Origin of the sequence: Streptomyces sp. NPDC048636 (genome assembly GCF_040650655.1) — a bacterium.
Lineage (GTDB): Bacteria > Actinomycetota > Actinomycetes > Streptomycetales > Streptomycetaceae > Streptomyces.
This window is the reverse complement of sequence record NZ_JBEZHR010000011.1, coordinates 140,495-159,785: the sequence shown is the minus strand read 5'-3', so window position 1 is coordinate 159,785 and position 19,291 is coordinate 140,495. Positions and strand designations below refer to the sequence as shown.

Here is a 19,291-nt window from a genome sequence, read left to right as displayed (position 1 = left end):
GGCCGGCCCCCGGCGCGGCGCGGGGGCGCCGGTGAAGCTCGACAGCGTGGCGAAGCCCCTCTCGCCCGCGCTCTCCGGCCGGTTCTTCCTCGTCTCGACGCTCCCCACCGCGGCGGGCGCCGTCTTCGTCCTGGTGCTGCTGTGGGCGGGCGCCCCCGACGCGGTGCGGTTCGAGCGGGCGTGGCGGACCGCGGCCGGTCTCAAGGCGGGTGAGCTGCTGCTCCTCGTACTGAGCGTCACCCTGGTCGGCGTCATCACCATGCCGCTGCAACTCTCCCTGGTGCGCTGGCTGGAGGGGTACTGGCCGCGCTGGCTGGCCCGGCCCGCCGCCTGGTGCACGGCGCTCCAGCGGCGACGGCGCGGTCCGCTGGGCTGGCCGCACGGCAGCGCCGTACCCTCCGCGGCGCTCGTCCAGCGCGAGGGGGAGCGCGGCGCCTGGCGGCGCAGCAGGTTCCCGGTGGAGGACCATCTGTTGCGCCCCACCGGACTCGGCAACGCCCTCACGGCGGCCGAGCGCCGCGCCGGACGGCTGTACGGCCTGGACGCGGTGGTGGTGTGGACCCGGCTGGAGCCGGTGCTGAGCGAGCGGGTGCGCGGTGCGGTGGCCTCGGGCCGTGACGCGCTCGACGCCGCGGCCCGGCTCTGTGTCACCGCGGGCGCCCTCGTCCCCGTCTCCGTGGCCTTGCTGTGGCGTTCGCAGTGGTGGCTGCTGCTGGCGCTGGCCCCGGCCGTCATCTGCTGGGCCGCCTACGCGGCCGCGGTGCACGCGGCGGTGGCGTACGGCGAGGTGCTGGCGGTCGCCTTCGATCTGCACCGCTTCGACCTGCTGGCGGCGCTGCACCTGCCGCTGCCCGACGACCGCGCCACCGAGCGCACGGCCAACGCGGAGCTCAGCAGACTGTGGCGGCAGGGAGTGGGAAGCCCGGCGGCGATGCGCTACGACCATCCTCCGCGGGCCGTGGATCCGGCCGCGGCGCCGTCCCCGGCCCCCGGCACGGGGCCCTGACGGTGTCGACCTTCGCCCAAGGGGGAGGCGGAGGCGGGGTCGGGGAGCCGCCGGGCCGTCGGTCTCAGGCGGTCGGCGGCCCGGCGGTGGCCGCCGCCTCGGGGCGGGGGCCCGGGGTCCCGCCGGGGGAGACGAGCGCCGAGACGGCACGGGCGTGCAGCGAGTCCAGGGTCGTCAGCTGGTGCCCCGCCGCGTCCAGCAGCTCCGCGAGGCGGCCGGTCTCCAGACGGGAGTCGTGCACGGCGGCGGCGAGCAGGGTGCGCCACAGCAGGGCCTTGCCCTCGACGCCCAGCCGCAGCGCCTCCAGCTCCAGCACCGTGTTCAGCCCGGAGCGGCGGCGGGTGCGGCCCCGGGGCCGCAGCCGGGTGATCCGCTCACCCGCCCACGCCCCGTAGATCTTGTAGCGGCGGGTGGGTACGTCCAGCGCGGCCATGCACCACAGCAGCGCCTTGCGGTCCCGCGCGATCTCCGCCTTGAGCCGTGTGAGCTCACCGCTGTACGCCGAGTGCCGGTGCTCACGGGCCATCCGGCGGGCGAGCCCGACCCCGGCCGTGGCTCCGGCGAGGTGGTCGTTGAGATAGATCTGGAGCATCCGCGGCGCGGAGGCGCTCCCGGAGCGGGCCAGGGCCGGTACCGCCATCATCGTCCTCCCGAACGCCGGGGCCCCCGGGGACCCGTTCACGCCCAGGGGTACCCGGCCGGGGCGCGTGTCAAGGCCCCCCTCACCCGTGCCTCACCCGTGCGGGGTGCCGGAGGCGGCGGACGGGCTACCGCGGTCGCGGGTGGCCCGCTGGTGGAGGTGCTCGAGGGCGTCGCGGAGGACCGTGGCCTCGTGCCACTCGAGCCACGCGCCGCCCTGCGCGGCGAGCTGGGTGAGGAGCCGCTCCTCGCCCGCGCTCAGAACCCGCCCGGTCCGGTCCACATGGAGGGAGAACACTCCGACGACCCGGCCGGAACCACCGGTCATCGGGAAGCTGTGCACGGTGCGGGAGCCCGTGGAGAGGATGAGGGTGCGGGCGTCGTCGGAGAACACCCGGTCGGTCGCGACGTCCGACATGACGGGGCGGGCCCGCTCGGCCGCCAGGGAGCAGGGCGTCTCGCCGTCGCCGACCACGTCGAAGAAGTCGACGAACTCCTGGTCGAAGCCGTGGTGCTGTTCCATCCGCAGCCGCCGCGCCGGATCGATGAGCTGGAGGTCCCCCATCTGCGAGTCCACCGTCTCCAGCGCCTGGTACAGCACCCGCTTCACCACCGCGCCGCGGTTGGCGTCGCCCCGGTGCGCCTCGGGCAGCAGCGGCAGCGGAGGCGCCGGGCGGCGCACCCGGCCCGGGAACCACAGCGCACTGCCCGGTGCGGGGCGCGGAACGTCCACGAGCGCGGCCGCCAGGGTGCGCAGCTTTACGTTATGCGCCTGGGAGCTCTCCTTCAGCAGGCTGAACGCCACCTCCGGACTGGACAGTCGGTAGCGCTCCAGCAGAATGCCCTGCGCCTGTGCGATCAGCGGATGCGAGCGCAGCCGTCCGCGCAGATCCGCGGCCTCCCGGCGCAGCCGCTCGAGTTCCGACTCCCGGGCGGCGGCCGTCGCGGCCTCCGTCCGGGCCGGTGTCTCGGCTCCCGCCCCTGCTCCGGGGGCCGTTGGACGCGCGGGGGCCGCCGCCCGCCGGGCCTCGGCCACGGTGGGGAAGAGCCGTACGCCGGTCTCGACCAGTGTCAGCCGCAGCAGCCGTGCCACCGCCTCGGGGGCGGCGGCCAGCAACAGGGTGCCGCCCGCGGCGTGCAGCGAGCGCACACAGTCCAGCAGTCCGCGCATACCGTCGGCCGTCACCGAGTGCACCCGGGACAGATCGACGACCACGGCGCCCGAGGGCCCTTCCAGCCCGGCCCGCAGGACCGCGGCGAACAGCGGATGGTCCGGTCGGTCCAGGTCGCCGTCCGGACGCACCGGTCTCTCGGGGCCACGCATCTGGTACATCTCCGCCTCGATTCCGCCTCGTTCCCCGGGGCCTCTCAAAAGGGGACGTCGCCCCGGGATTCGCCCACCATGGTCGGCCCGGGCACCGGGAGTCAACGCCGGCCCCGGCCGCCCGGACGCCGGACGGACGGAGCCGCGGAGGGCGTCCACGTTCTGGTGGACGGGGTGCGCGGACGGCGCGCGCGGTCCCTGCTCGCGCCCCCGCTGTGGCGATGATCACTCGACCCGGCCATGGCAGAAAAGGTGGGAAGAGCGTCATTGCTGTCCTCACCGGCGGCGGTCAGCATGGAAGGCATGGAACGGCGCACCGTACTCATCGTCCTCTTCGACGGCGTGCAGAGCCTGGACTTCACGGGGCCGCTGGAGGTCTTCACCGGTGCGGCCGAGATGGTCCCCGGCACGTACGAGATCAGGACCGGCAGTCTCGACGGCTCACCGGTGCGCACCTCCAGCGGGCTGACGGTCACTCCGGACCTGGCGCTGCGCGGCGTCCCCGCCCCGCACACCCTCATCGTGCCGGGCGGTGAGGGCACCCGTGTGATGGACTCCGGCGTCGTCGCATGGCTGCGTGAGAACGCCCCGCTGGCGCGGCGTCTGGTGTCGGTGTGCACCGGGGCCTATCCGCTGGCCGCGGCCGGACTGCTGGACGGACGCCGGGTGACGACCCACTGGGCGCTGTGGGAGGGGCTGGCCGCGCGGTTCCCCGCCGTGGAGGTGGACCCGGACCCCATCTTCATCCGCGACGGGACGGTGTCCACCTCCGCCGGGGTCACCAGTGGCATCGACCTCTCGCTCGCGCTCGTGGAGGAGGACCTCGGCCGAGATGTGGCGCTCGCCATCGCCCGCTATCTGGTCGTCTTCCTCCGCCGCCCCGGCAGCCAGCGGCAGTTCAGCGTCCAGCTCGCGGCACAGAGCGCACAGCGCCGCCCGCTGCGCGACATCCAGCAGTACATCGCCGAACACCCCGGCGCGGACCTGTCCGTCACCGCCCTGGCCGAGCGCGCCCGTCTTTCGCCGCGCCACTTCGCCCGCGTCTTCCGCGAGGAGGTCGGCACCTCGCCCGGCCGGTACGTGGACCAGGTGCGGCTCGAAGTGGCGCGGCGGCTGCTGGAGGACACCGACGACGGGATCGAGGAGGTCTCGCGCGCCTGCGGCTACGGCACACCGGAGGCCATGCGCCGCGCCTTCGTCCGGGACCTGGGCGCCGCCCCGGCCGAGTACCGGCGCCGCTTCCACCCCTGAGCCCCGTACACCCCAAGTCTCCTTTTTCCAGGCCCCGTTACCCCAGGCCCCGTTTGCCCTGAGCCCCGTCCCGCGGGTTGTCCGCCGGGATGCCCTCACCACCGACCGAGAGGCACCATCGTGCAGATCGCGATCCTGCTCTACGAACACTTCACCGCACTCGACGCCGTCGGCCCGTACGACACCCTGGCCGGACTGCCCGGCGCACAGCCGGTGTTCGTGGCCGAACGCCGCGGCCCGGTGCGCAACGACAGCGGCAGCCTCCAGCTGGTGGCCGAGGCCACCCTGGAGGAGGTGGAGCGGCCGGATGTCGTGCTGGTGCCCGGCGGTCCGCTCCCGGGCGAGCAGCAGAAGAATTCGGCGGTGCTCGACTGGCTGCGGGCCGTGGACGCCACCACCACCTGGACCACATCGGTGTGCACGGGTTCGCTGATCCTCGGCTCGGCCGGACTGCTCACCGGCCGCCGCGCCACCACCCACTGGACCGCCATGGAGGAGCTGAGGGCCCTGGGGGTGGCGGCCGTCGACGAGCGCTATGTGTTCGACGGCAAGTACGTCACCGCGGCGGGGGTCTCCGCCGGTATCGATATGGGCCTCGCCCTGGCCGGGCGGCTCGCCGGGGACACCATGGCGCAGACCGTGCAGCTGATGCTCCAGTACGATCCGCGGCCGCCGTACGACAGCGGCTCACCGGACAAGGCGCCCGCGGAGCTGACCGCCAGGATGCTCCGGGAGGTCCAGGTCCAGAGCTAGGTCCTGGCGCACGGAGGACGGCGGCCGCTGGGATCCCGCCGTCCCCCGTGTCGGCCCGCCCCACCGTCACAGCTGCATATTGACCGCCTTGACCTGGGTGTAGAGGTCGATCGCGCCCTCGCCCAGCTCCCGGCCCCAGCCGGACTGTTTATAGCCCCCGAAGGGCATCGCGGTGTCGAAGGCGTTGTAGGTGTTGACCCAGACCGTTCCGGCCTTGAGCTGCCGGGCGACCCGGTGGGCCCGGGAAACATCCCGGGTCCACACCCCGGCCGCGAGACCGAAGTCGGTGTCATTGGCCTGCGATGCCACACCCTCCGCCGCGTTGAAGGGCTGGGCGACCACCACCGGGCCGAAGATCTCCTCGCGCACCACGCTCAACTCGGGCCGGACATCCACCAGGACGGTCGGCTGCACGTAGAAGCCGGTGTCCCCGTGACGGCCCCCGCCGGTCAGGGCCCGGGCGCCGTCGGCGAGCCCCTGCCGCAGATAGCCGGTGACCCGGTCCAGTTGCTCCTGGTCGATCAGCGGGCCGACCTGGGTGTCCGGGTCCAGCCCCGGGCCGAGTACGGCCTGTCCGGCGAAGTCCGCCACGGCCTGGGTGAACTCCTCGAAGATGGTGTCCTCGACGAAGAGCCGGGTGCCCGCCACACAGCACTGCCCGTGGTTGAACAGCCATGCGTTGGCCGAACCGGGTACGGCCGCGTCCAGATCCGCGTCGGCGAAGACGATATTGGGGCTCTTGCCACCGAGTTCGAGGGAGACCTTCTTGAGGTTGCCGCGCGCGGCGTCGACGATCTTCTTGCCGACCTCGGTGGAGCCGGTGAAGGCCACCTTGTCCACTCCCTCGTGCGCGGCGAGGGCGGCACCCGCCTCGCCATAGCCGGTGATGACGTTGAACACACCGGGCGGCAGGCCGAGTTCGAGGATGAGCTCACCGAGCAGCAGGGCGGTCAGCGGGGTCTGCTCAGCGGGCTTGAGGATCACGGTGTTGCCGGTGGCCAGGGCCGGGGCCACCTTGAACGCGGCCATCAGCAGCGGGAAGTTCCACGGGATGATCTGACCGCACACCCCCACCGGTTCACGGAGGGTGTACGCGTGCCACTGCGCGCCCGGCATCCAGGGCACCGACACCGGAATCGTCCGGCCCTCCACCTTGGTGGCCCAGCCCGCGTAGTAGTGGAAGATGTCCGCCGCCCAGGTGACGTCCACCGCTTGGGCCACCCCCGCGGACTTACCGTTGTCCAGGGACTCCAACTGAGCGAATTCCTCGGCCCGTTCGAGCAGCCGGTCGCCGATCCGCCAGACGATCCGCTGCCGCTCGGACGGGGTGATCCGGCTCCAGGGACCCTCGAAGGCACGGCGGGCGGCGGCGACGGCCCGGTCGACGTCCTCGGCGGTGCCGAGGGCCACATCGGTGAGCTTCCGCCCGGTGGCCGGGTCATGGGTGGCGAAGGTGGCGCCCGCCGCGGCATCCACCCACTCCCCGTCGATCAGCAGTTGTTTGCCGCTCGCGAGGAAGTCGCGGACGGTGGGGGAGACGACGCTGTCCAGCGTGGTGGTCATGGCTTCGTCCTTCTCTCGGGTGGTGGGGCGGGTGGTGGGGTCGGGGGGATACGGGAGGTGGGGGCGGGCGCGGCGGCTCATGGGACCATCAGGCCGAGGGCGCCCGCCGTGGCGAGACAGCCGAGCCCGGCCCGCGCCCGCCGGGTGCGGGTACGGCGCAGCAGCGCCCATCGGGCCGCGGCCCACAGGGCGATCAGCACCAGCGCGGCCACCGTGGCGGCCGGTGTCCCGTGGTACGGGGACGGTGAAGCGATGCCGGGTCCGGTGCCGGAGTGGCCATGCGCCCTCGCGGCGCCGGTGCCACCCCGCACCGTGGCGTACCAGTGCAGGTGGCACAGGCCCGCCATGGCCAGCAGATCGAGCGCCACCGGAAGCCGTACCCGTGGCGGATCGGTGACCGTCAGCGCAGTCCAGCCGGTGGCGGCGGCGAGGACGAGACACCAGATCGCGGGGCCGAGCGGACCGGCCGCCCCGGGCAGGGCCATGGCCACCATGGCGGTGGCCATGACCAGATGTGGCACCCAGCGGCGTGGCACCCGTTCGCGGTGGGCCGCCAGACAGCAGCCGCTGCTGATCAGCCCGAGCAGCGCCGCGAGCGCCATCATCGGAGACCTCTCCTCAGCCCTGGCCGTGACAGTGGCCGTTCGCGCTCGGCGGCACGTCCAGGGTGGGGTTGCGGTCGAAGAAGCCGACCGGCTTCAGGGTGAAGCCCGCGTAGTCCACCGGCATCACCGGCCAGTCCTCCGGGCGCGGGAAGTGGGTGAGCCCGAAGGTGTGCCACACCACGATGTCCTCGCCGTCCACCGCGCGGTCGGCCGCCGTCCACGCGGGCAGCCCGGCGCCGCCCGGGTGCTGGTTGACGAAGTCGCCCGCCGGATAGCGCTCGTCGGGGTGGTACGGGGTGACCCACAGATGGCGGGTGGCGAAGGCCGCGCGGCCGTGGATGACGGAGGATTCGTCGGCCAGCAGGGTGGGGCCGCCCTCGGGGTGGAGGGCGTAGCCGGTGGGGCGGCCGAACCGGTTGGTCTTCTCCGGGTTGACGATATGCCAGGTACGGGCCCGGCTTCCGTCGGCCGGGCGCTGGGCGAGCGATTCGCGGGTGAGCCGGGTGCGCTGTTCGGCGAAGGCGTTGCCGTACGGATTCTCCGGTCCGATGGGCACCCGCACCGCGTCCACCTCGTCGACCGCGTTGCACGCGCCGTCGACCATCATGTCCAGCCGGGCGGAGAACAGATGCTGGTGGTACGGGGCGCCGAGGCCGGGCGCGATCTCGCTCGCGAACCGATGGCCCTCCTCGGGGTAGGCGGAGGTGAACACCACGCCGGTGGCCTTGGTCTCGCACTGGATGGTGCCGTCCAGGTAGAGGTACCAGTAGAAGCCGTAGTCGTAGTTGCCGATGGTGGTGAAGAACGAGACCACCATGCGGCGCTGGCGGCGGGTCTCACTGGAGCCCGCGAACATATCGCTGTGCTTCCACAGCACGCCGTAGTCCTCCTCGTGCAGACAGATGGCGTTACGGATCACCGTGGGATCGCCGAAGTCGTCGGCGAGCACCACATCGGCGTAGGTGATCTCCCCGAGGCAGTCACAGCCCAGCTCGAGCGAGTTGGTGTAGCGGGCGAACATGTACTCGCCGCAGTCGAAGTAGTTCTGCCAGAAGCGCACCGGCGAGGGGTCGGCGTAGGGCACCACCATCTCGGCCACCGACGCCCGGTAGACCACCGGACGGTCGTCGAAGGCGATCTGGTGAAGGGTCAGCCCCTCGCGTTCGTTGAAGCCGATCCGCAGACTCCAGTTCTGCCAGCGCAGTTCATTGCCCTCGAGGGTGAAGCCGGGCCCCTCCGGCTGGGTGATCTCGATCGGCCGCAGCGTGGTGCGGTACGGGCCCGTCTGCGCGGGGTCGTCGAAGTTGCCCGGCTCGGCCGGGACCGGATGCGTCCGGTGGTCGATCACCCGGATCACCTTACGGCGGGTGAGGTCCACGAAGGCCACCAGACCGTCCACCGGATGGGCCCAGGGATGGTCCTTCTCGTGCAGCTGCTGGAAGCCCAGCGCGCGGACGATCCGGCGGCCCGCCTCACCGGGGCAGTCGTCGTACGCCCCCGCCGACAGCGGCACGGTGCGTACCGTGCCCGGGTCCAGCTCACGGCGTTTGAGGGCGGCACACCACTCCTCGCTGCCCAGCAGGACCTCTTCCACCAGGTCGAATTCGCTGTCGGTGATGGGGAGTTGACCGGTGACCGCCGGGTCGAGAGCGGTGTCGCGGTCCACCGCGGAGCGGGTGGCCGAGACGATCACATCGCGGGAGCCGCCGGTGGCCAGGTCCAGCAGCAGGGTCCGGAAGCGGCGGTCCACCGGTGCGCCGGGGGTGTGGGCCAGCACCGTGGCCTTGTCGGGCTCCTCCAGTGCGCAGAAGGCCATCCGTACGGTCCCGGTGAGCAGCCCGGCGCCGGTCAGTACCTCCTTGACGGTACGGATCTCCTGCTCGGTGGCCATGTCCAGCGGATGGGCGGCGGTGGCCGTGACGGGCGCGGTGCTCATGCCAGTTCCTCCAGTTCACGAGGGGTCGGGTCGTGTGGTTCCGGGTGGTGTCCGGTGGTGCGGGCCGCGTCGCGCCGTAGCTTCGCCAGGACCACACCGGAGGCGAAGAAGGTAGCGAGCACCGTCTCGATGGCCACGGCGAGAGCGGTGGAACCGCCGATGAGCAGCGGGAAGTTGGACACCGTCAGCACCAGGCAGCCGCACAGTCCGGCCAGGCCGAGCAGCGGGGCGACCAGGGTGTGCCAGGGGCGGGTGTCCGCCCGGGTGCGCCGGAAGAAGACGATGACCGAGAGACAGGTGAGCGACATCAGCACCAGCACCCCCAGCGTGGCGGTCCCGGCCATCCACGCGAACACCTGGCTCACCGGGTCGAGACCGGCCGTCACGAACACCGCCAGCAGGACCAGGGCGCCCGCGCTCTGCGCCAGCGAGGCCCGGTACGGGGAGCCGTGGCGGGGGTGGCAGCGGCCCCAGGCGGCGGGCAGGGCCGAGGACCGCCCCAGCGAGAACACATACCGCGCCACCACGTTGTGGAACGAGAGCAGCGCCGCGAACAGGCTGGTGGCCAGCAGGATCCGGACCAGGTCGCCACCCGTGCCGCCGAGGTAGCGGGTCACCGAGGCGATCAGCATGCCCGCAGGATCCGATCCCGCCTCGGCCACGGCCTTCCGGTCGCCCCACGCGGACACCAGCGCCCAGGACGACAGCGCGTAGAAGCCGCCGATCAGCAGCAGGGCGAGATACGTGGCGCGCGGGACCGTACGCTCCGGGTCGCGGGCCTCGTCCCGGAAGACGGCGGTGGCCTCGAAGCCCAGGAAGCTGGCGATGGCGAACATGATGCCGATGCCCGGCGATCCGGAGCCGATCTCCGACAGGTGCAGGGGCGCGGTGGACGGTCCGGAGTCCCCGCCCCGTACGGTCACCACCAGATCGAAGACCAGCACGATGCCGACCTCGCAGACCAGCAGCACCCCCAGCACCCGGCTGGACAGCTCGATATGCCGGTAGCCGAGCACCGCCACCAGACCCAGCGCGGCGAACGCGTACAGCGGCCACGGCAGCCCCGGGCCCCCGTAGTGGGTCACCAGCTCCCGCAGGGTGGCGCCGAGGTAGCCGTACACCGCGAGCTGGACGGCGGTGTACGCGGCCAGCGCCAGGAACGCCGAGCCCAGCCCGGTCACCCGGCCCAGCCCCTGCTGGACGTATGCGTAGAATGCGCCCGCGTGCGGCACATGGCGGGTCATGGCGCAGAAGCCCACCGCGAACAGCGTCAGGATCGCGCAGCACACCATGAAGGTGGCGGGGAAGCCCGCCCCGTTGCCGAGCGCGATGCCCACCGGAACCGCCCCCGCGATCACGGTGAGTGGGGCGGCCGCGGCCACCACCATGAAGACGACCGACCGGACTCCCAGCGAGCCGTCGAGCTTGGATGTTCTCCCCGCGTCCATGGATCCTCCCGGGGATCTGGTCGAGGCGGATGGCGATGGGCATTGACGTTCGCGGCGCCGCCACCCGGGGTCAAGGCGCGATCTCCCGGCCGGTAAATCCCGCCCCGCCGCTCTCGCGCAACCAGGGAATGCGGCGGCCCGGATTCTCATAACCCGGGAATCGCGCACCGGGAATTCTCATTCCGCCGGGGCGGTGGGCCGACGCGGCCCGGTGCGTTACCTTGTTCGCCACGAAGGACCCCGCGGGACACAATTCCCGGCCGCCTTCCGCGAGGTTTTCCCACGGCCCGGCCCCACAGCACACGGGAGGAGCCCGATGCGTCCCGGCGAGCGGAGAGGGCCTCCGGTGGAGGAGCGGCCGAGGCCGCCGCGCGCCGGCGGCTATGTGGCCCTGGCCGAGGCCGCCACCCGCGAGCCGCACCGGCTCCGCTCCCGTTCCCCCGTACACGGGCTGGACCGGCGGCGGCTCGATCCGCTCCAGGTGCTCGCCCAGTCGGTGTCCGGCGCGGCCCCGACCGCCGCCATGGCCGCCACCCCGGCGATCGTGGCCTCCCAGGCCGGGCCCGCCACCCTCTGGTCGTTCGCCGTCGCCACCGTCGTGGCCCTGCTGGTGGGCTCATGCGTCGGCCGGTTCACCCGGCGGATGGCCGCGGCGGGCTCGCTGTACAGCCTCACCGCCAAGGGGCTCGGCCCCACCGCCGCCTTCACCAGCGGCTGTGCGCTGCTGGTCGGCTATGGCGCGCTGACCATGGCCGCCCTCAGTGGATCGGCCGACTACCTCGGCATCCTCCTCGCCCGCGGCGGGATCGGCACCGGCCGTTCCGCCCCGGTGTTCATCGCCGTCCTGCTCGTGCTCGCCGCCGCCGCGACGGCCCTGATGGTCCTCGGCATCCGGCTGGCCGCGCGGGTGATGCTGCTGACCGAGGCGGCCTCGATCACCCTGATGCTGGTGATCTTCGGAACGCTGCTGGCCCGCCACGGCCCGCCGGACGGCCTCCCCGGGCTCGGTCCTGCCCGTCCCGACCTCGGCGCCACCGCCGCCGGAGTGCTGCCCGCCCTCGCCGCCTTCATCGGCTTCGAGGCGGCGGCCGCCCTCGGGGTCGAGGCCCGCCGCCCGTTCCGTACCGTGCCACGCGCCGTGCAGTGGACGGCCGGTGCCTCCGGGCTGCTCCTGCTGCTCGCCGCGTACGCGCAGCAGCTGGGCCTCGACGATGTGCCCGGCGGGCTGGCCGGGCAGCGGGAACCCGTCGGGGCCCTGGCCACCGCCCAGCGGCTGCCCTGGCTCTCGGTCCTGCTCGAGGGCGGTATCGCGCTGTCCTTCTTCGCCGCCGCGCTGGCCAGCGCCACCGCCCTGGTCCGGGTGGTGTTCTCGATGGGCCGGGAGGGCATCGCGCCACGCGCCCTGGGAGCCGCCCACCCCCGGCACCGTACGCCGCACCTCGCCATCGCCGTGGCCCTGCCGCTGATGGCCGCCGTACCCGTGGCGCTGCGGCTCGCGGGCGTGGACGCGGGCCGCGCGCTGCCGGTGCTGCTCAAAACCGCCGCCTTCGGCTACCTCGTGGCCTATCTGCTGATCTGCCTCGCCGCGCCCGTCTTTCTGCACCGCATCGGCGAACTCACCCTCGGTCCTGTGGTGGTGACGGCGATCTGCGCACCGGTGCTGATGGTGGTCCTGGGCGCCTTCGTCACCACCCAGTCCGGCTGGGCGCTGTGGGCGATCGGCGCGGTCCCGGCCGCCGGTGCCCTGTGGTTCGGCTGGCTGCGGCTGCGCCGACCGCGGGAGCTCGCGGCGGTCGGGATCTACGACGAGACCAGCGCCGCCGATCTGCTCCACGGCCCGGCCGCGCCGGAGGACCGCGGATGAGCCCGCCGCGGGAGCCCGCCGCCCTGTCCGGACGCCAGCCCCGGGCGGTGCGGAACGCCCTCGCCGTGCTGGAGGAGGTGATCGCCATCGGGCCGGGCGCCACGGCCAAGGAGATATCGCGCGCCCTCGGACTGCCCTCGGCGACCACCTACCGGCTGCTCAACCTGCTGGTCGCCGAGGAGTATCTGGTCCGGCTGCCGGGTCTGGGCGGTTTCGCGCTCGGCCGCCGGGCGGCCCGGCTGTGCGTCCCCGTCGCTCCGCCGCTGCCGACCGCCGCCCGCGCCGTGCTCGACCATCTGCGCGAGGTGATCCGCTGGGGTGTGCACCTGGCCGACCTCACCACCGGACGGATCGTGCTGACCGATCCCGACCCGGACCATCCGCCGTCAGAGGAAGCCCTGCTGGCCCGCCATCCCCACGCCTCCGCCCTCGGCAAACTGCTGCTCGCCGAAGAGGCCGGGGACGGGGAGTTCGCCGCGCACCTCCCCGAACCGCACCGGTTCACCCGCCACACCATCACCGACCCGGCCGGGCTGACCGCCGAGCTCAAGGAAGTGGCCGCCGCCCAACTCGCCCGCCAGTGCGGTGAGCTGCGCCCGGACCGCGGCTGTCTCGCCGTCCCGGTGCGCCATCCGGCCACCGGCGCCCTGGTCGCGGGACTCGCCCTCGCCGGACCGCCCGCGCGGGTGGCGCAGCCCAACGGCGAGCTGATCGCCGTGTTGCGCGAGCACGCCGACCGGCTGGCCCCGCTGCTGGCCTGAGACCCCCGCCGCTACGGCAGCAGGCCCCGGCGGCGGGCGACGACCACGGCCTCGAAACGGGTCCGGGCGTCCAGCTTGCGCATGGCGCCGCGCAGATACGCCTTGACGGTCTCCGGGCGCAGCGAGAGCCGGTCGGCGGCCTCGGCGTTGGTGCAGCCCAGCGCGACCTGGGCGAGGACGTCGAGCTCCCGGGGGGAGAGCGACCCGGCCGGTTCGGGGGTGGTGGAGCCGAGTCCGGCCAGCCGCCGGGAGGCGGCGCAGAGCCGGGCGCGCAGCGCCTCGTCCCCCACCGCCTGGGCGATCAGCCGCAGTTCGGCGTGGAGCTCACGGACCTCCTCGGCCCGGAACCGCTCCTCCGGGGTGGCCGGCTCGCACTCCGCCGCCCGCTGGAGCCGCAGCCGCCGGTCGACCTCGTCCCGTACGGCGAGCTCCCCGGCCAGCTGCCGTGAGATGTCCACGACCGCGTCCGTCGCCCGGTCCCCGAGGGAGGTGACGGTACGGCTGGCGCCGTAGAGCACCCCGCGCACCGCGCCGGTGACCACGACGGGGACCGCGACCACGGAACGTATGCCCTCCGCGGCCACCGGGCCGTCGTAGTCATGGGTGATCGAGCGCGATGCCTCGTAGTCGGCCACGGAGGCGGGCCGCCGACTGGCCAGGACCCGGCCGCCGAGGCCGGTCGCGGATCTGATGCCGAGCCCGCGCAGCGCCGCCGTCCGTACCCCGGCGAACTCCGACAGCCGCAGGACGCCCTCGGACACCTGGCCGCCGAAGACGACCGGGAGGTGGGAGCGCTTCTGGACCGAGCGGAGCGCCTGCCGGAAGGCGTCCCCGTCGTCGGGCCGCAGGGAGAGGTCGGTACTCGTTTGCATTGCCACTGCCCCTTTCCGGGGGTAGTCGGCTCCGTGCGTATCGCGCAGCATAAGACGGCGTAACGCCGCGGCAAAAGGCCCTGGGCCGGAAAAGAAAGGGAGTTGTTGTCCTCTTCGGTTCTCCGGATGGCCGCGCCGCCGAATTCCGGCGCGCTTGAACTCACCCGCTTCCCCTGCGCGTGAACTCGCCCGCGTAAGGCGTCCGATGTCCACTGCTAAAGTGAATCCGGCGGTTCTCCGGTGCGCACTCCCGGACCTCGCCGAAACCACAGAGGACAGGGGGACGGCCGGTGCCGACCGCGGATGAATTGCTGGGAGCCGGGGTGGTGGCGGATCTCGCCGCCCGGATGGAGGCCGTGGACCCGGCACGGCCGCTCACCGCCGTACGGCGGACGGTGACCGCGCTGGACGGCCTGGGGCTGCGGGAGCGCAGCGACCTGGTCCGTGACGCGCTGCTCACCGATCTGCCGGGCGACTACCCGGAGCTGGCGAAGCGGGTGCGGGCCGCGCTCGGCGACGTGGGGTTCACCGGCTGGCTGATCTGGCCGGTGAGCGAGGCCGTGGCGGTACGGGCGCTGGAGCACCGGGCGGCCGATCCGGACGGCCCGGGGGACACCTTCGAGGACGCGCTACAGCTGCTCGCCGCGCTCACACCCCGTCTCACCTGCGAGTACGCCATCAGGCGGCTGCTGAACGCCGATCCGGACCGGGCGATGGCGGTGATACGGGAGTGGACCGCGCACCCCGATGAGCATGTACGGCGGCTGGCCAGCGAGGGCACCCGGCCCCGGCTGCCCTGGGCGGTCCGGGTGCCCGCCCTCTCCGCCCGCCCCGAGGCCACGCTGCCCCTGCTGGACGCGCTGTACCGGGACCCGTCGGAGTATGTGCGGCGCTCGGTGGCCAACCACCTCAATGACATCAGCCACGACCGTCCGGAGCTGGCCGTGGAGACCGCCGCGGCCTGGGCCGCGGCCCCCGACGCCCGGACACCGCGGGTGATCCGGCACGGTCTGCGCACGGTGGTGAAGCGCGGGGATCCGCGGGCCCTGGCGCTGCTCGGCTTCGCACCGGTCACCACCCTGGCCGTGTCCGGTCCGACGGTGGCCGAGCCGGTCGTACGGGTCGGTGGTGAACTGCGCTTCGGCTTCACCCTGGAGAACACCGGGGCCACCCCGCTGCGGCTGGCCGTCGACTACCTCGTCCACTACCGCAAGGCCAACGGCACCACCTCGCCGAAGGTGTACAAGCTGACCACCCTGACACTCGGGCCGGGAACGACGGAGACCTTCAGCCGGGTGCGCTCCTTCCGGCAGATCAGCACCCGGGTGTTCCACCCCGGTGAGCACAGGGTGGAGCTCCAGATCAACGGGGAGCCGCGCGGCTCGGCCCCGTTCGAGCTGGTGATCCCCCGGCCCGTGGCCCCCTGAGCGCGCGGCGCGTACGGAGCCCGGAACGGCCACGCCGTCCGGGCTCCGGTCGTCCGTGGACGGCGGTCAGTCGCGTACCGTCCGCGCCCGCGCCAGCAGGGCCAGCGAACAGATCAGGGACACCGCCACCAGCACCATCTGGTAGATCACCACCGGCACGATCGAGCCGCCGGAGGTGTGCAGCAGCCACTCGCCGACCAGCGGTGCCGTCCCGCCGATGAGCGCCGAACACAGCTGGTAGGACAGGGAGATACCGGTGTAGCGGACGGCGATCGGGAACGCGGCGGCCAGCAGCCCCGCCAGGATCGCGTAGTTCATCGCGCCGGTGACACCCAGCAGACTGATCCCCAGCCCCGCCAGTGTGGGGTTCGAGGTCGAGACACAGGCGTACATCACCGGCACCAGGCAGAAGTTGAGTGCCAGCAGGGTGGCCACGGTCCGGCGCGGACCGAACCGCTCGGCCAGCACCACTCCGAAGGGCTGGACGAAGAACTGCACCACGCTGTAGACGAGCAGCACATTGAGCATGGTGGAGCGGTCCATGCCCAGATCGCCGGTGGCCCACGACAGGATGAACGTGGTGATGAAGTAGGTGGCGGCGATGCCGATCGAGCTCGCGAGCACACCGAGCGCGAGGGTTCCGGGATGTCCCGTGACCAGGTCCCGCAGCGGCACCCGCGCCACCCGCTTCTCCTCGCGCAGCCGGGTGAACTCCGGGGACTCCTCGACCTTCAGCCGCACCGCGAGACCGACCACCACCATCACGGCGGAGAACAGGAAGGGGATGCGCCAGCCCCAGGCGTCGAACGACTCGTCCGGAAGCTGGGTGAGCAGTGCGAACATCCCGGTGGCGAGGATCGATCCGGCGGGTGAACCCTGCTGGGCGAAGGCACCGAACGACAACGCCCGCCCCTTGGGCGCGTGTTCACTGGCGATGAGCACCGCACCGCCCCATTCGCCGCCGACCGCGATGCCCTGGAGCATGCGCAGCACCACCAGCGCGGCGGGCGCGGCCACCCCGACCTGGTCGTAGCCGGGCAGCAGTCCGATGAGGGTGGTGGCGATGCCCATCATCAGCAAGGTGGTGACCAGTGTCTTCTTACGGCCGATACGGTCACCGAGGTGGCCGAAGAGCAGACCGCCGATCGGCCGGGCGAGGAACCCCAGCCACAGGGTGCCGAACGCCTCCAGCGCGCCGGTCGTACCGCCTCCGCCACCGAAGAAGACATCGCCGAGGACGAGTGCGGAGGCGGTGGAGTAGATGTAGAAGTCGTACCACTCGACGGTGGTGCCGATGAAGGAGGCCAGACCGGCCCGACGGGCGGCCCGGGTACGGTCGGTGGCCCCGGACTCGCCCGTGGCCGCGGTGGTGGCGGTGGCGTGGTTCATGGTCAGCGTCCAGATATCCGGTCGGCGAGCAGGGCGATGGGGGAGGTGGTGGTGCGTCCGGCGGCCTCGGCGCGGTCGGCCGCGCGATAGGCGGCGTACATTCCGTGCACCCCGAGCCAGCGGAACGGCTCCGGTTCCCACTTGCGGGTGCGGTGGCCGACCCAGGGCAGCTCGGTCAGTTCGCTGGAGCGGCCCAGCAGCAGATCACACAGGGTGCGTCCGGCCAGATTGGTGGCGGCCACACCGTGGCCGACATAGCCACCGGCGGAGCCCAGCCCGGTGGCCGGGTCGAAGTCGATCGAGGCGCACCAGTCACGGGGCACGGCCAGCACCCCCGACCAGGCGTGGTCGATGGCCACGTCGGCGGTGTCCGGGAAGAGGGAGGTCAGGATGGAGCGCAGGGCGCGCACGGTGTCGGCCGAGGTCTGCCCACTCCGGTCGGTACGTGAGCCGAAACGATACGGCACCCCCCGGCCGCCGATCGCGATCCGCCCGTCGGGGGTGCGCTGGCCGTAGGTGTACGCGTGGGTGGCGTCGCTCAGCAGCTCCTGCCCCTCCCAGCCGAGCCGCTTCCACAGCCGGTCGGGGAGCGGTTCGGTGACGATCATCGAGGAGTTCATCGGCAGCCAGGTGCGCCGCTCGCCCTCCAGCGCGCTGGTGAAACCCTCGGTGGCGCGTACGATCCGGTCCGCGCGGACGGTGCCGAACGGTGTGCTGACCCGGCCGGGCGCGAGCGCGGTCACCGGGGTGGACTCCAGGATCCGCACCCCGCTCGCCGCCACCGCCCCGGCCAGCCCGCGCACCAGCTTGGCCGGGTGCACCCGGGCACAGTGCGGATTGTGGTAACCGGCCAGCGCGCCGTCCAGCCGCAACCGCTCGGTGACCTCGGGTGCGCTCAGCCAGGCAAGGTCCGCCATGCCCCAGTGGCGCGCCTGCTCGTACACCGCCCGCAGCCGGGGCAGCTGGGCCGCGCCGCGGGCGACGGTGAGATAGCCGCTGCGGACGATATCGGCCTCGATGCCCTCGGCCTCCGCCACCGCGATCACCTCGTCCACGGTCCGGACCATCTCCCGCTGGAGGGCGATCACGGCGTCGCGGCCCCGCCGCCCGGCGTAGGTGGCGGCCGATCCGGCGATCTTGCTGCTCAGCCAGCCCGCGTTCCGCCCCGACGCGCCGAATCCGGCGAACTCCCGCTCCACGACGGTGATGTCGAGCTCGGGCGCGGCCCGCTTGAGGTAGTACGCGGTCCACAGCCCCGTGAAGCCCGCGCCCACCACGCACACATCGGTGGTGAGGTCGCCGTCCAGCGGCGGCCGTCGTTCGGGGAAGCCGGTCTGGCGGTACCAGAAGGACACATTTCCGTTCAGCACTGCGGCACTCAGCCAATCGTGTAGTCCGGCCGCTGGTCGGGCGGTCGTGGTGGCCCGGTTTCTGAGGTGGCTGCGGGACGGGTCAGTAGCTGGGCGGGCTGATCACCCACAGCACTCGGGCGCCGGCCCCGGCCGTCTCGCACAGCCGGTGCGGTACGGCGGAGGAGTAGCGGATGCTGTCGCCACCGCCGAGGGTGAAACCGCGGTCGCCCAGGCAAAGCCTGACCGTCCCCTCGAGGACGTACAGGAACTCCTCCGAGTCACCGTGGCTGTACTGGGTGTCGCCCGTGGAGCCACCGGCGTCGAACTCCCCGAGGAACACCTCGAGATGGTGCTGCGGCCCCGGCGTCAGCCGGAACTTGCGTCCGCCGAGCACCCCGAGGGCCAGCCGCGGTGCCTCGTCGGCCCGCAGCACACTCGGCCCGCTGGTGAAGTCGTCGCCGAACAGATCGGCCACCTTCAGCCCGAGCGCGGAGGAGATCTGCTGGAGGGTGGCGATGCTCGGGTTGGCCTGACCGCGCTCTATCTGGCTCAGATAGCCCTCGCTGATCCCGGCGGACCCGGCGACGGCCTTGAGCGTCAGACGGCGGGCCTTGCGCAGGGTGCGCAGCCGCTCGCCCACGGATTCGTCGTCGCCCCCGGACCGCTGGACGGGGAGTTCGTGTTCCATGGCGTGCCACCGTAGAGACGGCTGAGCCTTGAGCACAAGGGTCTGTAGTAAGAACTCAGAAATCTTTACCGGGCCGCCCACTCGGCCTGCCCGGGTGACGCCCCGGCGAGGGCCGGCCGGTACGCGGTGCGACCGGCCGCCCTCGCCATGCGGACCTGGCTCAGGAGGCAGCCTGGTCCATGCGCTCCCGCAGACTGCGCGGCCGCATATCGGTCCACACCTCGTCGACATGGGCCGAGCACTCCTCCTTGGTGCCCTCCTTGCCGACCGGGTGCCAGCCGTCGGGCACCTCGAGATCGGCGGGCCACAGCGAGTACTGGTCCTCGTCGTTGCGCAGCACCTGGTAGCGGGCGTTGTCGTCCATGGTGTTCTCCTCTTGCGTGTCGGTTCGTGCCGAATGGTGAGGGGCCGGT

17 protein-coding genes are annotated in these 19,291 nt (G+C 72.8%); 6 read left to right on the top strand and 11 right to left on the bottom strand.

Translation table 11 applies throughout. From position 1 onward, the window contains the following. Positions 1 to 46 precede the first annotated feature (46 nt). Positions 47 to 1,006 carry a hypothetical protein gene (locus AB0C66_RS26815; protein WP_362443697.1) on the top strand — a complete coding sequence of 320 codons (960 nt, stop codon included), beginning with the start codon at positions 47 to 49 and terminating at the stop codon, positions 1,004 to 1,006. 64 nt (positions 1,007 to 1,070) lie between these two features. On the opposite strand, the gene AB0C66_RS26810 is transcribed toward AB0C66_RS26815, so the two are convergent. Together AB0C66_RS26810 and AB0C66_RS26805 are read right to left on the bottom strand one after the other, a co-directional pair. Continuing rightward, positions 1,071 to 1,649, bottom strand: coding sequence for a hypothetical protein (locus tag AB0C66_RS26810; RefSeq protein ID WP_362443694.1), 579 nt, complete (start codon positions 1,647 to 1,649; stop codon positions 1,071 to 1,073). A 90-nt stretch (positions 1,650 to 1,739) separates the two neighbouring features. Next, entirely contained in the window at positions 1,740 to 2,978 is a 1,239-nt protein-coding gene (locus AB0C66_RS26805; RefSeq protein WP_362443691.1) for an ANTAR domain-containing protein, read from the bottom strand. Positions 2,979 to 3,272: 294 nt separating this feature from the next. Here AB0C66_RS26805 and AB0C66_RS26800 point away from each other — a divergent pair, with 294 nt between their 5' ends. Then, complete coding sequence (locus AB0C66_RS26800; protein ID WP_362443688.1) at positions 3,273 to 4,220, top strand: GlxA family transcriptional regulator; 948 nt, start codon at positions 3,273 to 3,275, stop codon at positions 4,218 to 4,220. Between the two features lie 120 nt (positions 4,221 to 4,340). Next, positions 4,341 to 4,973 (top strand): DJ-1/PfpI family protein, encoded by a 633-nt coding sequence (locus AB0C66_RS26795; RefSeq protein ID WP_362443685.1) that lies wholly within the window; start codon positions 4,341 to 4,343, stop codon positions 4,971 to 4,973. Between the two features lie 66 nt (positions 4,974 to 5,039). Here AB0C66_RS26795 and AB0C66_RS26790 read toward each other — a convergent pair whose 3' ends face one another. From AB0C66_RS26790 to AB0C66_RS26775, 4 genes are all read right to left on the bottom strand, one after another. Next, positions 5,040 to 6,536, bottom strand: a complete 1,497-nt coding sequence (locus AB0C66_RS26790; RefSeq protein ID WP_362443682.1) for an aldehyde dehydrogenase family protein — start codon at positions 6,534 to 6,536, stop codon at positions 5,040 to 5,042. Positions 6,537 to 6,613: 77 nt separating this feature from the next. After that, the gene (locus AB0C66_RS26785; RefSeq protein ID WP_362443680.1) at positions 6,614 to 7,141 is read right to left on the bottom strand and encodes a DUF5134 domain-containing protein; all 528 of its coding nucleotides are present in this window, start codon (positions 7,139 to 7,141) and stop codon (positions 6,614 to 6,616) included. Between the two features lie 13 nt (positions 7,142 to 7,154). Next, positions 7,155 to 9,077 carry a primary-amine oxidase gene (locus tag AB0C66_RS26780; protein ID WP_362443677.1) on the bottom strand — a complete coding sequence of 641 codons (1,923 nt, stop codon included), beginning with the start codon at positions 9,075 to 9,077 and terminating at the stop codon, positions 7,155 to 7,157. Continuing rightward, positions 9,074 to 10,525, bottom strand: coding sequence for an APC family permease (locus tag AB0C66_RS26775; protein WP_362443674.1), 1,452 nt, complete (start codon positions 10,523 to 10,525; stop codon positions 9,074 to 9,076). The genes AB0C66_RS26780 and AB0C66_RS26775 overlap by 4 nt, the downstream gene beginning before the upstream one ends. Before the next feature lie 316 nt (positions 10,526 to 10,841). Between AB0C66_RS26775 and AB0C66_RS26770 the strand changes: the two genes are divergently transcribed. Beyond that, positions 10,842 to 12,389 carry an APC family permease gene (locus AB0C66_RS26770; protein WP_362443671.1) on the top strand — a complete coding sequence of 516 codons (1,548 nt, stop codon included), beginning with the start codon at positions 10,842 to 10,844 and terminating at the stop codon, positions 12,387 to 12,389. Further along, positions 12,386 to 13,150, top strand: coding sequence for an IclR family transcriptional regulator C-terminal domain-containing protein (locus AB0C66_RS26765; protein WP_362443668.1), 765 nt, complete (start codon positions 12,386 to 12,388; stop codon positions 13,148 to 13,150). The genes AB0C66_RS26770 and AB0C66_RS26765 overlap by 4 nt, the downstream gene beginning before the upstream one ends. A gap of 11 nt (positions 13,151 to 13,161) precedes the next feature. On the opposite strand, the gene AB0C66_RS26760 is transcribed toward AB0C66_RS26765, so the two are convergent. After that, entirely contained in the window at positions 13,162 to 14,022 is an 861-nt protein-coding gene (locus AB0C66_RS26760) for a LuxR C-terminal-related transcriptional regulator (RefSeq protein ID WP_362443665.1), read from the bottom strand. Positions 14,023 to 14,312: 290 nt separating this feature from the next. Here AB0C66_RS26760 and AB0C66_RS26755 point away from each other — a divergent pair, with 290 nt between their 5' ends. Next, positions 14,313 to 15,449 (top strand): DNA alkylation repair protein, encoded by a 1,137-nt coding sequence (locus AB0C66_RS26755; protein WP_362443663.1) that lies wholly within the window; start codon positions 14,313 to 14,315, stop codon positions 15,447 to 15,449. 66 nt (positions 15,450 to 15,515) lie between these two features. Here the strand turns inward: AB0C66_RS26755 and AB0C66_RS26750 are convergent, their stop codons facing one another. From AB0C66_RS26750 to AB0C66_RS26735, 4 genes are all read right to left on the bottom strand, one after another. Next, entirely contained in the window at positions 15,516 to 16,838 is a 1,323-nt protein-coding gene (locus AB0C66_RS26750) for an MFS transporter (RefSeq protein WP_362443660.1), read from the bottom strand. 2 nt (positions 16,839 to 16,840) lie between these two features. Further along, the gene (locus AB0C66_RS26745; RefSeq protein WP_362443657.1) at positions 16,841 to 18,208 is read right to left on the bottom strand and encodes an FAD-binding oxidoreductase; all 1,368 of its coding nucleotides are present in this window, start codon (positions 18,206 to 18,208) and stop codon (positions 16,841 to 16,843) included. An 82-nt stretch (positions 18,209 to 18,290) separates the two neighbouring features. After that, complete coding sequence (locus AB0C66_RS26740; RefSeq protein ID WP_362443654.1) at positions 18,291 to 18,878, bottom strand: helix-turn-helix domain-containing protein; 588 nt, start codon at positions 18,876 to 18,878, stop codon at positions 18,291 to 18,293. A gap of 160 nt (positions 18,879 to 19,038) precedes the next feature. Then, the gene (locus AB0C66_RS26735; RefSeq protein ID WP_362443651.1) at positions 19,039 to 19,242 is read right to left on the bottom strand and encodes an MbtH family protein; all 204 of its coding nucleotides are present in this window, start codon (positions 19,240 to 19,242) and stop codon (positions 19,039 to 19,041) included. Positions 19,243 to 19,291 lie beyond the last annotated feature (49 nt).

Excerpts from the sequence above, each read along its gene's own strand:
- AB0C66_RS26810 (WP_362443694.1), bottom strand. The coding sequence starts at position 1,649 with ATGATGGCGGTACCGGCCCTGGCCCGCTCCGGGAGCGCCTCCGCGCCG.
- AB0C66_RS26805 (WP_362443691.1), bottom strand. The coding sequence starts at position 2,978 with ATGTACCAGATGCGTGGCCCCGAGAGACCGGTGCGTCCGGACGGCGAC.
- AB0C66_RS26800 (WP_362443688.1), top strand. The coding sequence starts at position 3,273 with ATGGAACGGCGCACCGTACTCATCGTCCTCTTCGACGGCGTGCAGAGC.
- AB0C66_RS26790 (WP_362443682.1), bottom strand. The coding sequence starts at position 6,536 with ATGACCACCACGCTGGACAGCGTCGTCTCCCCCACCGTCCGCGACTTC.
- AB0C66_RS26785 (WP_362443680.1), bottom strand. The coding sequence starts at position 7,141 with ATGATGGCGCTCGCGGCGCTGCTCGGGCTGATCAGCAGCGGCTGCTGT.
- AB0C66_RS26780 (WP_362443677.1), bottom strand. The coding sequence starts at position 9,077 with ATGAGCACCGCGCCCGTCACGGCCACCGCCGCCCATCCGCTGGACATG.
- AB0C66_RS26775 (WP_362443674.1), bottom strand. The coding sequence starts at position 10,525 with ATGGACGCGGGGAGAACATCCAAGCTCGACGGCTCGCTGGGAGTCCGG.
- AB0C66_RS26770 (WP_362443671.1), top strand. The coding sequence starts at position 10,842 with ATGCGTCCCGGCGAGCGGAGAGGGCCTCCGGTGGAGGAGCGGCCGAGG.
- AB0C66_RS26765 (WP_362443668.1), top strand. The coding sequence starts at position 12,386 with ATGAGCCCGCCGCGGGAGCCCGCCGCCCTGTCCGGACGCCAGCCCCGG.
- AB0C66_RS26760 (WP_362443665.1), bottom strand. The coding sequence starts at position 14,022 with ATGCAAACGAGTACCGACCTCTCCCTGCGGCCCGACGACGGGGACGCC.
- AB0C66_RS26750 (WP_362443660.1), bottom strand. The coding sequence starts at position 16,838 with ATGAACCACGCCACCGCCACCACCGCGGCCACGGGCGAGTCCGGGGCC.
- AB0C66_RS26740 (WP_362443654.1), bottom strand. The coding sequence starts at position 18,878 with ATGGAACACGAACTCCCCGTCCAGCGGTCCGGGGGCGACGACGAATCC.
- AB0C66_RS26735 (WP_362443651.1), bottom strand. The coding sequence starts at position 19,242 with ATGGACGACAACGCCCGCTACCAGGTGCTGCGCAACGACGAGGACCAG.